Here is a 13,918-nt window from a genome sequence, read left to right on the forward strand (position 1 = left end):
TTTTGCCTGCGTCAGCAGTAACAATCCTCAAACGCCGCCATCTTCCAGCAATTAACGCAGAACAGGCAAAGGGAGAAGGGTGGAAATGTGAAGGCGGTCAACAAATACCGTAACGATATGACAATGAACCCGGTGCGCATGAATGCGCACCCTACATATGTAGGGTCGGCATTCATGCCGACCTGGCTATTATTCTTTTTCCGAACCCGCCATGGCTTCTTCGCTCTGCATCAACGCGAAAAACGACTCCAGCTCACGCAGCATCATCGACGCGGCAATCGACAGCTGGCGCTGCGGGGCGACGCACAACGACAGGGTGAACGGCTTCAGAATGCTATCAATCAGCGGGATAAATTTCAGCTCGCCACGCCGGTACTCATCCACAATATCCAGCCAGCACATCAGGCTGATACCCACATCATCACGCACCAGCGAACGCAGCATATGGATATTGTTGGTGCGGCCGACTTCATTCAGGGTAATACCGGAACTGTTCATCAGCGCCTCCAGCGGCTCCGCCAGCATCAATGGCGCGGCAGGTACGATAAACGGCCAGGATTCACAGTGGCTGAAGCGGATGCTTTCCAGCTTTGCCAGCGGATGCTGGCTGCTGACCACAATACCGAGCCGTAAATCGGCGAAGGATTTCACCAGCAACTCGCGCGAACTTTGTGGATTAAGCATGATGCCGAAATCGGCGTCACCGTTGGTCAGCGCATTGGCGATATGGATATTGCTCATGGTGGTGAGCGTAAAGGAGATGCCGGGATACTCGGTGCGGATACGTTGCAGAATCGACGAGAAAAAGCCGCGGTTGATGGCATCAATGGTGGCAATATGCACGTGGCCGTGGCGCAGGCCACGCAGATCATCCAGCTGGGTACAGACGCGTCCAAACTCGCGTTGCCAGTTCTTCGCCGCGTTCAGCAGGATTTCCCCGGCGGCTGTCATACGTAATCCTGATGGATGGCGCTCAAACAGCGGCATATCCAGCTGCTTTTCCACGCGCAAAATTTGCCGGTCGATGGAGGATGCCGACACGTGCAGCGTCTCGGAAGCCTTACGCAGTGAACCCTGGCGGGCCACCTCGGTGAAATAAATCAGAAACCGGGAGAAGGCGAACATAGCAGGTGCTCTCTTTTTTGCAACGCTTCGTGCTAATTAAACAGATGGACGCTTACACACAGGGAAAATAATAATCGCAATCACGATAAAAACAAGACTACGCGCGGCTTCCCGGCCGATGACGAGTCCGTCGTATGCAGGATTATTATGAAGCAGGCAGAGAATCTGGCTGTCACCGTCATCGCAAAGCAGTTCAACGGTGCTGGCAATGTATTACTGACCCTGGCGTCTGCCAGTGGACACCCACTACCGGCGTTCACCCCCGGTGCCCATATTGATGTGACCATTCCCGACTGTGGCAAGCGGCAGTATTCGCTGTGCTCAGCCGCCGGAGAAGATCACTACCAGATTTGCGTCCGTCTCGATCAGGCATCGGGCGGCGGCTCTCGCTGGTTGCACCATCATGTGCAGTCAGGGGCCAACTTAGCCATCTCGGCACCCCGTAACCATTTCCCGTTACCCGATGCGCCACGCACGCTGCTGTTTGCGGCCGGTATCGGCCTGACGCCGCTGCTGGTGATGGCGGAGGAACTGGCAACGCGCGGTGCAGATTTCACGCTGCATCTGTATCTCAAACGTCACGATGAACTGCCGTTCAGCACCCGTCTGGAGCGGCTGGGCGATCGCGTTCAGCTGCATTACAGCAGCGAAGGCGACAGCCTGCGCCAGGGTATTCCCGACGATCTCCGCCAGCCGCATAACAGCGCGCTGGTGAGCTGTGGACCGGCTGGATTTATGGATCATCTGCACCAGCTGGCATTGCAGCATGGCTGGCAGGCCACGCAACTGCATAGCGAGAAATTCAAAGCCGTTGCCACTGCGCAATCGGTTGCTGGCGACACGTTTGAGGTTGAAATCGCTTCCAGCGGCGTGCGTTACACCATCGATGCCGATGAAACCATTGCTGAGGTGCTGGAGCGGGCAGGCATTGAGATCGAACTTTCCTGCGAGCAGGGCATGTGCGGTGCCTGCATCACCAGCGTACTGAGTGGTGAGCCGGACCATCGCGATGAAGTGCTGAGCCAGAAAGAACGCGCCGCCAATGACTGCATTGTGTTGTGCTGCTCACGCTCCCGTTCCCCGCTGCTGGTACTCGATCTATGAACGCCTGGCCCGGCGCGACCGGCGCGCGTTTACCCCGCTGGCTGTTACCCGCAGGCTGGCCAATGCAGGAAGGGCAACCGGCGCTGGCCACCTTGCATTTCACTGCCGATGGCACCCGCTTCGAGCCACATCGCGACATCAGCGGCTATCTGGCGCTGCAGGGTGCGCTGGTGCTGCCCTCGCTGATTGAACCCCATGCGCATCTGGATAAAACCTTTACCGTGCAGCGCAGTCCGGCGCAGCAGCCGGGCCTGCTGGCCGCCATTGCTGCCATGCATCAGGACCGTGACCGCTGGAACGCGGACGATCTGCGCAGCCGAGCCACTCAGGCGCTGAACTGGGCGGTGGAGGCGGGCGTTGGCCTGCTGCGTACCCATATCGACTGGTTTTCTGCCGATGCGCCATTGGCGTGGCAGATCGTTGGCGAGTTGCAGCACCCGTTATGTGTTATCGAACGGGTCGCGCTGGCCCCGGTGACTTTCTTTGCCGATGCCGACCAGGCGGAGCATATCGCGGCTCAGGTGGCGGCCAGCGGTGCTGTGCTCGGCGGCTTTATTCACAGCAGCAACTGGGACGCTCAGGCATTCACCCACTTGTTGCAGGCAGCCGAGCGCTGGCAGCTGGATATCGATTTGCACATCGACGAAGAGTTGAGTGCTGATGCCCAGGGGCTGCGCTGGCTGGCGCGTTATTTGCAGCAGCATCCGTTTAGCGGACGCATCACCTGTAGTCACGGTTGTGCGCTGGCGCAGCAGGACGACGGTACCGCCATCCTTGATGTGCTGGCGCACCATCGCGTCACGTTGATTGCGCTGCCACTGACCAACCTGTTGTTGCAGGACGCGGTGCCGGGCCGCACGCCGCGTCAGCGTGGTTTAACGCTGATTAAGGAAGCGCAGGCGCGCGGCATTCCGCTGCTGCTGGGGGCGGATAATGTGCAGGATGCTTTCTGTCCGGTCGGTAGCTACGACCCACTCGACACCCTGTTCAGCGGCCTGCTGAGCGCCCAGCTGGGTGCGGCTTTTGATGAGGCATCGGCCCTGATTTGCCAGCGCACGGCGCTGCATGACGGTGCAACCTTGCCTGCGAATGATTTTGTCATTTTCCCTGATGCCGATACGGCCAGCTGGCCGCTGCGCCACCGCCGTCGCTATCGGCTAAAACAGGGACTCTGTTATGGGGAATTCTCTGATGACGCTTGATGTTGGGGCGGGTAAACCGCTGGCGAAATATGCCGCGTGGCGACGCGCGGGCGACTTTATTTTTCTCTCCGGCATTATCCCGGTGAACCCACAAACCGCACTGATTGTGCGGGGGTATGACGATATTCCCGCAGCGGCGCAACAGCTGCTGGGGCGTACCGGTGAGTTCTCCACCGATATCAAAGAGGGGCCGATTCTGGCGCAAAGCTGGTACGTGCTGGAGAGCATCCGCACCACCATTGAGAGCGCGGGCGGCCAGATGAGCGACGTGATCAAACTGGTGCAGTACTTCCGCAATCTGGACCACTTTCCCCACTACAGCCGGGTGCGCAAGCTGTTTTACCCCGATGCGCCGCCGGTTTCCACCGTGGTTCAGGTGAGCGAAATGCTGCCCAGCCCGGATGTCTTAATTGAAGTTGAAGCGACGGCGTGGTTGCCGCAATAACACGAGGAAGCGAGATGTTACATGGTTATATTCCGGCAAACCGCTTTTTGCCGTACCTGAGCTGGACTGATATCGCCACGCTGGAAGACAAAGCCAACACGGTGATTGTGTTGCCAACCGGCGCGATTGAACAACATGGTCCGCACCTGCCGTGCGCGGTGGATAGCGTGATTTCATCCGGCGTGGTGGGGCATGCACTGGCGCGCTTACCGGCGGAGATCCCGGCCTATGCCATTCCGCCGATCACCTATGGCAAATCCGATGAGCACCTGCATTTCCCCGGCACCCTGACGCTGACCGGTGAAACGCTGCTGCACACCATCCTGGAGATTGGCGAATCGCTGTACCGCGCCGGTTTCCGCAAATTCCTGATGGTGAACGGTCACGGTGGTCAGCCGCAACCATTGCAAATGGCGATGCGTGAACTGCGCCTGCGCCACGGCGACATGATCATCATCATGCAGGACACCTTCAAAGTGCCGAACTGCGCCGAAAGTTTTATGGACGAGCAGGAACGCCAGATGGCGATGCACGCCGGGCATGCGGAGACGGCACTGATGCTGGCGCTGGCACCCGACACGGTACAGATGGACAAAGCGGTGGTGAATTATCCCCCGGCGTTTCCCTGCCCGACGCTCTCCAGTACCCGCCCGATGGCAGCCTGGGCGTCATATGACTTTGGTCCCAGCGGCGTGATCGGCGATCCGCGCCCATCAACCAAAGAGCAGGGCGAGGCGATTCTGGATTCACTGGCGACCAGCTGGGCGCAGGTGATTACCGAAGTGCATCAGATGGCATGGGTGACACGCGCCGAACCGGCGTGGGGCACCGGGCACTGGCAGGGCAAAGTATTAGACCAAAACGACGCAGCATCATTATTAAAACCGCGCTAATTCGGGGATCGGCTATGAAAAAAACATTGAGCATTGTTGCCGCGCTGTCCGTGGCCCTGTCGGCCCAGGGGATGGCTGCCGAGAAATTTACCTTTATGACCAACTGGTATGCTCAGGCCGAGCATGGCGGTTTTTATCAGGCCCAGGCACAGAATCTGTATCGTGATGCCGGGCTGGACGTCACCATTAAGATGGGTGGACCGCAGGTGCACACCATGCAGCTGATGGCGGCAGGCCAGGCAGATTGCATCATCAGCGATAACATGCAGGCGCTGGAATCCTGGCAGCAGGGCGTGGAAGCGGTGCCGGTTGCCACCACCTTCCAGCATTCGGCGATTGTGTTTATCACCCACCCGGATGTGAAAAATCAGGCCGATTTGCAGGGTAAAACCTTCCTGCTGGCCGCTGAAGCTTATACCTCCTACTGGCCGTGGGCGCAGAGCGCGCTCAACCTGAAAAACGCCCACGTGCGTCCGTATACCTTCAGTGTGCAGCCGTTCCTCGCGGATAAAAACCTGGTGCAGCAGGGTTATGTCACCTCGGAACCGTTCGCAATTCAGAAAATCGGTGCTCAGGCCAACGTCTACCCGATCAGCGACTGGGGCTACCCTCCCTACGGCAACAGCATCGTGTGCATGAAATCGACCATCGAGAAACGTCCGCAGGCCGTCGCCGCATTTGTTAAGGCTTCGATGCAGGGCTGGAAAAACTATCTGGAGAATCCGGCCCCAGGCAACGTGCTGATTAAGAAAGAAAACCCGCAGATGACCGACGAACAAATCGCCTTCGGCATCGCCCAGATGAAGAAGTATCAGATGCTGACCGGCGGCGATGCGCAGACCGGGGGGATCGGCATTATGACGGTGCCGCGCCTGAAGCAAACCTGGCAGCTGTTGGTGGATAACAAGCTGATTGATCCGGCTAAAGTCCCGTTTGATGGCAGCTACACCCTGAAATTCATTCAAGATGTGAAGGTTATGCCATGAATGCCGCCAGCCGACTGACCCTGATGAGCAATGATGCGCAAGCGGTGCCGCTGCATGCGGCACCTCCGGCGATTGAAGTGCTCTCTGCCGAGAAAATTTACCCGAACGGTACACGCGCGCTGTTGCCAGTGGACCTGACGATTCGCCAGGGCGAGTTTGTCTCGCTGCTCGGTCCGTCTGGCTGTGGCAAAAGTACCTTACTGAAAATGATCGCCGGTTTGATTGAACCGAGCGATGGCAAACTGATGCTGTTTCGTCGCGATCGCCGGGAAAAACAGCGGGATTTGCCGTTATCGTTCGTGTTTCAGGAAGCGACATTGATGCCGTGGAGCAGTGTGCACAAGAACGTGCGCCTGCCGCTCGATCTGGCCGGTGTACCGCGTGCTGAAGCGGACACCCGCGTGCGGGAAATCCTTGAACTGGTCGGCCTCGGCCAGTTTGGGCATGTGCTGCCGCGTGAGTTGTCCGGCGGGATGCAGATGCGCGTCTCCATTGCCCGCGGGCTGGTGACGCGTCCAAAAGTGCTGCTGATGGATGAACCTTTCGGCGCACTGGATGAGATCACCCGCAACAAGCTGGATAGCGATCTGCTGCAATTGTGGCAGGAACAGAAGCTGACGGTGGTGTTTGTTACCCACTCGATTCAGGAAGCGGTGTTTTTATCGCAGCGCGTGATCATGATGGCGGCCCGTCCGGGGCGCGTGGTGGATGACATCAGCATTGATGCGCCGTTCCCGCGTGATGATGAGTTCCGTGTCAGCCAGCAGTTCACCCAATATGCGCAGCAGTTGCAGCGCGGCCTGTACGCCGCCAGTCAGGAGAGCAAATCATGAAAAAGCCCTTAGCCGCGCAACGCCAGTTTCAGCAGTGGCTGTTTCCGGCGCTGGTCGCCATCGCCCTGTTGCTGTTGTGGCAGTTTCTGGTCACGGCGCTGAAGGTCCCGGCCTTTCTGGTGCCGTCACCGCTGGTGGTGGCGCAAAGTCTGGTGCAGAACTTCCCAACGTTGTTTATGTCGCTGCTGTACACCCTGAAGATCACCGTGATCTCCTTTGTGGTGGCGATTGTGATCGGATCGATCGTGGCGTTCCTGCTGGTGCAGAACCGCTTTATCGAAACCGCGCTGTTCCCTTATATCGTGTTTTTGCAGGTGACACCGATTGTCGCCATCGCGCCGCTGATCATCATTTGGGTCAAAGACACCACCATGTCGCTGGTGGTCTGCGCCACGTTGATGGCGGTGTTCCCGATTATTTCTAACACCACTCAGGGTCTGCGCAGCGTGTCGCCGGGTTTGCTGAGTTACTTCAAACTTAACCATGCCTCGCGTTTGCAGATTTTGCTGCGCCTGCGCATTCCCTCGGCTCTGCCGTACTTCTTCGGTGCACTGCGGATCTCCAGCGGTCTGTCGCTGATTGGCGCGGTGGTGGCGGAGTTTGTTGCTGGCACCGGCGGCACTGATACCGGGCTGGCCTACCAGATTCTGCAGGCGGGTTATCAGCTCAATATTCCGCTGATGTTTGCCGCGCTGCTGCTGATTTCTCTGGCCGGGTTCCTGCTGTTTGCCGTGATGTCCTGGCTGACGCGCCGCGTGCTGGCTGCCTGGCATGAGAGTGAACTGAGCCCGACCTGATACCTCAACTACAGGAAATAAAGATGTCTGATTCCGATCGTCAGTCTGCACTGGCGGCGCTGGTTGCGGCGTTGCCTGAACTCGACTGGATTAAAGAAGCGCCGAAGGTGAAACGCCTGTCGCGTGATTTTCACTGGTTCAGCCCGGTGCTGAAACCGCAGCTGGAAGAGAAGTTTGCTGAGCTGGCCGTACGCCCGCGTGATGAGCAGGAACTGGCGGCGGTGGTGGCAGCCTGTGCCGCACATCGTATCCCACTGAACCTGCGCGGTGGCGGCACCGGTAACTACGGCCAGTTGATCCCGCTGGATGGCGGGTTGATGGTCGATATGACCAGACTGAATGCGGTGGTAAGCATGGGGCAGGGCACGGTGCGTGCGCAGGCCGGGATTCGCCTTGGCGACCTGGAAGCGCATACCCGCCCGCTCGGCTGGGAACTGCGTTGCATGCCGTCCACCTGGAAGCTGGCGACCCTCGGCGGCCTGTTTGGCGGTGGCTTCGGTGGCGTAGGTTCCATCAATTATGGTCCGCTGGCGGCTCCTGGCAACGTGCTGGCGGTGAAGATGATGACCATGGAAGAGACGCCGCGCATACTGACGCTGGAGGCGCCCGATGCGCTGCTGCTGCATCATGCCTATGGCAGCAACGGCATTGTGCTGGAGATTGAGCTGGCGCTGGCACCGCGTCATGACTGGATCGAACGCCTTGATACCTTCGCCAGTTTCCCGGCGGCGATGGCGTTTGCCGATGCGCTGGCGAAATCACCGGGACTGGTGAAGCGCCAGATTGCGGTGATGGCTGCACCGGTGCTGGATTATTTTACCGATCTCGCCGAGGCCGACGTGGCAGGGCAGCATGGCGTCATCTCCGTGGTGGGTGTGGAGAGCGATCGCCTGATGCCGTCGCTGCTGGCACAGCACGGCGGACGCAGTGCGCTGCATTTTGCCGAGGGCGAGAACTCCGGCCATTCGCTGATTGAGTATTGCTGGAACCACACCACGTTGCAGGCGCTGAAGGTGGACAAAACCCTGACCTATCTGCAAACCGCTTACGCAGCGGACAATTATTATCAGCAGGCGCTGGCAATGGAAGCACAGCTGTCGGATGAAGTGATGTCGCATATTGAGTTTCTGCGCGATATGAATGGCACCCTGACCTGTAGCGGGCTGCCGCTGGTGCGATATAGCGATGAAGATCGCCTGAATGCCATCATGGATATTTATCGTGATAACGGGGTGAAAATTAATAACCCGCACGTCATTCATATTGAAGATGGCAAACAAGGGATGGTGCGTGCCGATGTTGTGGCTATGAAACGTGCCTGCGATCCGTATAATTTACTCAATCCTGGCAAATTACGTGGCTGGGAAGTACGCGAAACATTGCCGGATGTGAAAATAACCGGTGTAAATAATTAATCGATAATAAGACTTTTTTGCGGCAAAGCTCACCACCGACGGTACATTTATTGTCCGGCAGGCGTTGCTTTGCTCTTTTTAAAAAGTGACGAGGCTTGGGACTATGCAATTAAAAACACTGAGTGGTGCGTGTCTTGCTGCGCTGTTTTTCCCTCTGGCTCCCGCTGCACTGGCGGCGACACAGAGCAATATCAGCGATTGTCAGTATGGTGCGAGTGGCGTAAATAGCTTCACCGATATATTTACCTGCGGTACCGTGAGCGGCAGTCTGCGTACGCTTTATTATTCAACACACAACGCTTATTTCTCCAAAGGCTTTAATCAGGACACCGTGAGCTACGGTGGCAGCCTGAAATATGAAACCGCGCCGTTTTATGGTTTCCGTGCTGGCGTGAGTGGTATTTTTCTGCGCGGTATCGATCATCCTGATGAAGCGCACACCATCAGCGATATTGGTGATAATCAAACCAACTTCGGTGAAGCTTATTTAAGCTATCAACAGGATGATTTTAAAATAACGGCCGGTGATCAACGAATCAATATTCCTTTCGTTGGTGATTACGACTGGCGTATTACGCCCATTCTGTTCCGTGGTGTAGATACCAATTACGGCGACAGCACCAACTTCCTGCATGCGACCAAAATCTGGCGTTATAAGCCGTGGGGTGATGATCAGTTCCTGAATACCACCGCGTATACCGATGTGGAAGAGCGCACCAACGGCATGTGGGCGTTGGGTGGCGGTCGCGGTACGCAGTGGGACAATAAGAAGCTGACCGGGCAGCTGTGGTATCAGGAATACGCTGATTATACGCGCCTGGTGTATGGCGAAGGCCATGTGCAATGGCAGGATGCATTGTTCCAGCCAGATGTGGGATTACAGTTTATTCGCGGCACCAGCGCAGGCAAGGCTCTGGCGGGTGAAGTGAACAGCACCTCATACGGTGCACAGCTGGCGCTGACGTTTACTCCGGCACTGAGCTGGAAGCTGGGCTATGACCATATCGCTGCCAGCGGAAATAGCTGGAATAACGGCTCGCTGGTGACGCCTTACGCGCACAATACTTCCTCCGGACCTTACTTTGCACAACCGTTCTTCACCAGTACTCAGGATCTTGGCAGCGGCAACGCGTATATGACCAACCTGAACTACGTGATGAATGAAAGCCTGTCGCTGGGTACGCAGTATTCCTTTATGGATCTGAAACCCTCGCCTGCTTCAGCCAGCATCAACCAGTCGGAATATCTGGTTTATTTCACCTGGAGCTTCAGTGGCGTGCTGAAGGGCCTGAGCCTGACCGATTTCGCCGGGGTGCAGACATCACCCTTGTATGATTCTCACTTCTGGCAGAACCGTTTAAGCCTGGAATATGATTTCTGATTGATAACCAGGGGGCTAATGCCCCCTGGTTAATTGTAACGGCGCGATTTATCGCGCGGTTTTTCTGGCAACGAGGCTGGAATTAATGAGGTGGCATCAGGAAATGCTGTCAAAACCCGTTCGGTCAGAGGAGAGATGTGCTGGTGGGCATAAAAATATCAATTCTACCCGGGTATGAGCGACCAGTTGATGCGCTGTATCAGGGGAGATACAAAAAGAACTGCCGCGCTTGAATACCGTTTCGGTAACATCACCTAAAATTCCATCATTTACTTCAGCAATAAAGACAGCACCCTCACCAGAAAGGATGATATACCATTCCTCACCCTGGTGGTGGCAATGACACCCAACCTTATTTCCTGCCTCAATCACCGTGGCATAGAGATTTTGCTCCGTGCCCCTAATCAGGTTTTGAATTGAAATTCCAACAGAGTTGTCCTTGATTGCACCATCGGTATGAAAATCTGAGAATAAGATCACATTAATACTCCTTTATAAAATAAGTATTCCATACTCTGTCCATTTTAATTTAAAAGCTTTTCACTATGCTGGAGAAATCTGGCCGAGTCGTTACCCATTAAGAAAACATAAATCTCATGGTTGATTATGTTTTCCAGTTAAGTGATGAGTTAATTCCCGCGTGTTTGCACTCATCGTAGCGGCGCGATTTATCGCGCGAGTTTTAAAAGAGCGCGATAAATCGCGCCGCTACGGGTTGGTGCCGATATTATTGCCTGACTAAGCGTGTCACGCTGGGGAACTCCTCAAAGTTACTGCGGAATGGATTAATATCCAATCCTCCCCTGCGTGTATAACGAGCAAAGACACTGAGTTTTTCAGGGGAGCAGTGGCGGTTGATGTCATTGAAAATACGTTCAACGCATTGTTCATGAAACTCGTTATGCATTCTGAATGAAATAAGATAGCGCAGCAGTTTCTCCTTATCTATTTTATTCCCTTCATACTTAATGACCACACTTCCCCAATCTGGCTGGTGGGTAACCAGACAGTTGGATTTTAATAAATTCGATGAGAGGGTTTCGGAAATATATTCACTGCCAGTGGCATTAATGAGGTGGTCAGGGTTGAAATCGTAATTATCAATGCTGATATCCAGATGATCAATGCACTGGTCGGGTAAGGCGCTGATATTTTTATTATAGAGGTCGGGTTCGGAGTAAAGGTTAACTTTCACCGTGCCTTTGGCGGCCAGTGATAAATCATCTACCAGTGTGGTGATCACTTCTTCAGTTGAAGTGAATTTGGTTTGATTAAAACTGTTGAGGTAAAGTTTAAACGATTTTGATTCGATAAGGTTGGTGCTGGTTGCGGGAATAATAAATTCAGCAATGGCGACAACCGGTTTGCCTTTGTTGTTTAACCATGAGAGTTCGAATCCTGTCCATAAATCGAAGCCAGAAAAGGGTAAGTTTTCGGATTCAATATCAATTTCACTACGGCTACGTGATCTTGGTAATCCTTCAAGCAAGTCAGGAGCATAATGCTGAATATATCCGGTTGCCCGACCCAGCAAGGTAATTTCATCTCTGATATTCATAAGCACTCCTTTTTGTTATCGATATTGATGTATCGTCTGAAAAGTTCGCGTGTGGCGTAGATTGGTGCGACGCCGATGACGGCATAAAATAGCTTTATGATGGTCTGAGAAATAATCATGGTTTTAATGATTTCCATGCTCAACACGTTATAAAAAGCCAGCATGCAAAATATGATGCTGTCCAGTACGGATGCAATAGCTGTACTGGTAATGACACGAATAAAGAGATATCTGGAATTAGTCAGTTCTTTTATCTTGCAGAGTAAGAAGGAATTGATGTTTTCAGAGACAAGATATGAAACAGAGGAAGCCAAAAGAACGGAGATGATGCTGTTAACGAAGGTTTTAAAAGGTTGATCCAGCTCCCATCCCGGTACGGATGGGAGTACGCTGGTAAACCATAATCCAGTAACAAATACTATGTTTGAAATGAATGAAAAAAATATCGTTCTTCTCGCCATTTTTAGGCCATAAAATTCATTGAGAATATCGACGAGGATAAATGATATCGGATAAAAAAATATACCGGGAGGTGTAACCAGGTTTAATGTTGGAAAATGTGCTGGTTTAATACCACAAACCGTACATAAAATATAGATTACCGCGAGTAAAATACTAATGATCAAATAGGCATACCATGAACGTTCATGTCTGTCGGCCAGGTCATAGGATGTGATTGTATCTGTCTCACTGTACAATCGTCGGTAAAGCGCTTTGAGTTCATTTCTATTGAGATCATCCGTGATGTTACTGCTTTCTAATTCCGGGAGTCCAATATTAAGATGTTTTCCGGTTGATATGACCATAATGTTTGCTGTGATTGTGTCTGATCGATTAAATCCTATCAATTTGAATTTTTTATTTTGGTTCATTTCATACTTATCCTTAAATATTAATGATTTTCTTACATTATTCTGTCTTCAATTATTGCCCCAAGTAAAAGATTGTCTGCAATTGAAGTATCAATAATATTGTTACTCTTTCTCAGAGAGTAAATTCTTTTTTCTTTTGAGTAGAATAAAGAAAGTTGTTTGTTCTCAGGGATGGCTTTACGTTTTATGATCAGCATATCACCGGGGAAAAATGTATTGCCGATGCTTTTTTCTATCCTTAATGCAACCATATTTGACACATCCGAAAAATACCATGTCAATGGATATCGGGTGACGAGATCTCCTATTCTGCTTTCCATGCTGGAGATGAAGTCAGATTGTGGTATAACAGGAATGGCGGCAGGGTTTCTATCGCCTTCAGGTGATAAAGTTCTCTCGATTAACTCAACCTGTTGCAGATCGCAATTTTCAATTATATGACAGGAAACACCGAAGAAATCGGCGATACGGGTGATTGTAGAATGCTGAACATTGCCAACTTTACCATCCAGAATCTTATATAAAGTAGCACGAGTGACACCGGTACGGTTGGCAAATGATGTTTTGCTTTCTCCACGACTTTTAATCAAATATTCGATGTTATTAATGATGTTTTCTTTGCGTTGCAATCCAGAGACTTTCATAGAAGGCCTTCCTTGTGAGGTATAACCACCCAGATAACATAATTTATTTTAATAGGTTCCATTATGAATTGGTTTCGAAGATATCATAAAAATTATCGAAAGGTATCGTTTTGTGTAATTTTTTTATTTTAAAAATATATCAATAAAAACATAGTGTTATTTATTGTATTTTGATTTGTTTTCACTTTATTGATCATTTTGTGTACTTTTGTGTTGACTTGAATGCGGGCTATGGATAGCTTACCGACGTCATGGGGATTTCATTTTATTAGAATTATTTCTAATGTTTTTGGCGTATTTAAAGACATCAGTTTTTCTCAGGAGTTAAGATTTTACTCAGTTTTTTGAACCTTACGTCTTTATTTTTATGGAGATAAACGAATGGACTCAAATCAGCCCTTATCCGACTGGCACCGGGAAGATATTCTTGCTGCGATCAGAAAAAAGAAAAAATCACTCGCTGCGCTATCACGCGAATCTGGCCTGTCTTCGGGGACATTGGTCAATGCGCTGAACCGCCCCTGGCCGCGTGGGGAACGTATTATTGCCGGTGTGATTGGTGTTAAGGCTGAAGAAATCTGGCCGAGTCGTTACCAGTTGAGAAAATATAAGTCTCGAAGTTGATACAATTATCAGTTACGTTTTCCAGTTAAAAGATACATT

15 protein-coding genes are annotated in these 13,918 nt (G+C 52.5%); 10 read left to right on the forward strand and 5 right to left on the reverse strand.

The features are described 5' to 3' along the window. Positions 1-189 precede the first annotated feature (189 nt). Positions 190-1,125 (reverse strand): LysR family transcriptional regulator, encoded by a 936-nt coding sequence (locus CUN67_RS01925; protein WP_208713784.1) that lies wholly within the window; start codon positions 1,123-1,125, stop codon positions 190-192. Positions 1,126-1,272: 147 nt separating this feature from the next. Here CUN67_RS01925 and CUN67_RS01930 point away from each other — a divergent pair, with 147 nt between their 5' ends. From CUN67_RS01930 to CUN67_RS01970, 9 genes are all read left to right on the forward strand, one after another. After that, complete coding sequence (locus CUN67_RS01930; protein ID WP_208713785.1) at positions 1,273-2,229, forward strand: PDR/VanB family oxidoreductase; 957 nt, start codon at positions 1,273-1,275, stop codon at positions 2,227-2,229. Further along, positions 2,226-3,431 (forward strand): amidohydrolase family protein, encoded by a 1,206-nt coding sequence (locus CUN67_RS01935; protein WP_208713786.1) that lies wholly within the window; start codon positions 2,226-2,228, stop codon positions 3,429-3,431. The genes CUN67_RS01930 and CUN67_RS01935 overlap by 4 nt, the downstream gene beginning before the upstream one ends. Beyond that, positions 3,421-3,876, forward strand: coding sequence for a RidA family protein (locus tag CUN67_RS01940; RefSeq protein ID WP_084878278.1), 456 nt, complete (start codon positions 3,421-3,423; stop codon positions 3,874-3,876). The genes CUN67_RS01935 and CUN67_RS01940 overlap by 11 nt, the downstream gene beginning before the upstream one ends. Before the next feature lie 14 nt (positions 3,877-3,890). Then, positions 3,891-4,769 carry a creatininase family protein gene (locus CUN67_RS01945; protein WP_208713787.1) on the forward strand — a complete coding sequence of 293 codons (879 nt, stop codon included), beginning with the start codon at positions 3,891-3,893 and terminating at the stop codon, positions 4,767-4,769. A 14-nt stretch (positions 4,770-4,783) separates the two neighbouring features. Next, positions 4,784-5,755, forward strand: a complete 972-nt coding sequence (locus CUN67_RS01950) for an ABC transporter substrate-binding protein (protein WP_208713788.1) — start codon at positions 4,784-4,786, stop codon at positions 5,753-5,755. After that, positions 5,752-6,588 (forward strand): ABC transporter ATP-binding protein, encoded by an 837-nt coding sequence (locus tag CUN67_RS01955; RefSeq protein WP_208713789.1) that lies wholly within the window; start codon positions 5,752-5,754, stop codon positions 6,586-6,588. Before CUN67_RS01950 ends, CUN67_RS01955 begins: the two co-directional genes overlap by 4 nt. Beyond that, on the forward strand, positions 6,585-7,385 hold the full coding sequence (locus tag CUN67_RS01960) for an ABC transporter permease (RefSeq protein WP_208713790.1): 801 nt from the start codon (positions 6,585-6,587) through the stop codon (positions 7,383-7,385). The genes CUN67_RS01955 and CUN67_RS01960 overlap by 4 nt, the downstream gene beginning before the upstream one ends. A gap of 23 nt (positions 7,386-7,408) precedes the next feature. Continuing rightward, on the forward strand, positions 7,409-8,800 hold the full coding sequence (locus CUN67_RS01965) for an FAD-binding oxidoreductase (protein WP_208713791.1): 1,392 nt from the start codon (positions 7,409-7,411) through the stop codon (positions 8,798-8,800). 103 nt (positions 8,801-8,903) lie between these two features. Then, the gene (locus CUN67_RS01970) at positions 8,904-10,181 is read left to right on the forward strand and encodes an OprD family outer membrane porin (protein ID WP_208713792.1); all 1,278 of its coding nucleotides are present in this window, start codon (positions 8,904-8,906) and stop codon (positions 10,179-10,181) included. A gap of 96 nt (positions 10,182-10,277) precedes the next feature. On the opposite strand, the gene CUN67_RS01975 is transcribed toward CUN67_RS01970, so the two are convergent. The 4 genes from CUN67_RS01975 to CUN67_RS01990 form a co-directional block, all read right to left on the reverse strand. Further along, the gene (locus CUN67_RS01975) at positions 10,278-10,661 is read right to left on the reverse strand and encodes a cupin domain-containing protein (RefSeq protein WP_208713793.1); all 384 of its coding nucleotides are present in this window, start codon (positions 10,659-10,661) and stop codon (positions 10,278-10,280) included. Positions 10,662-10,908: 247 nt separating this feature from the next. Continuing rightward, positions 10,909-11,739, reverse strand: a complete 831-nt coding sequence (gene queF / locus CUN67_RS01980; protein ID WP_208713794.1) for an NADPH-dependent 7-cyano-7-deazaguanine reductase QueF — start codon at positions 11,737-11,739, stop codon at positions 10,909-10,911. Continuing rightward, positions 11,736-12,611, reverse strand: a complete 876-nt coding sequence (locus tag CUN67_RS01985) for a queuosine precursor transporter (protein WP_208713795.1) — start codon at positions 12,609-12,611, stop codon at positions 11,736-11,738. Before CUN67_RS01985 ends, queF begins: the two co-directional genes overlap by 4 nt. Positions 12,612-12,643: 32 nt before the next feature. Next, positions 12,644-13,255: a helix-turn-helix domain-containing protein gene (locus CUN67_RS01990; RefSeq protein ID WP_208713796.1), complete on the reverse strand. Its 612-nt coding sequence runs from the start codon at positions 13,253-13,255 to the stop codon at positions 12,644-12,646. Positions 13,256-13,636: 381 nt separating this feature from the next. On the opposite strand from CUN67_RS01990, the gene CUN67_RS01995 reads away from it, so the two are divergent. Beyond that, positions 13,637-13,879: a helix-turn-helix domain-containing protein gene (locus CUN67_RS01995; RefSeq protein ID WP_208713797.1), complete on the forward strand. Its 243-nt coding sequence runs from the start codon at positions 13,637-13,639 to the stop codon at positions 13,877-13,879. The last annotated feature ends 39 nt before the right edge of the window (positions 13,880-13,918 follow it).

The sequence above is a fragment of the Pantoea cypripedii genome (assembly GCF_011395035.1).
GTDB classification, from domain to species: domain Bacteria; phylum Pseudomonadota; class Gammaproteobacteria; order Enterobacterales; family Enterobacteriaceae; genus Pantoea; species Pantoea cypripedii_A.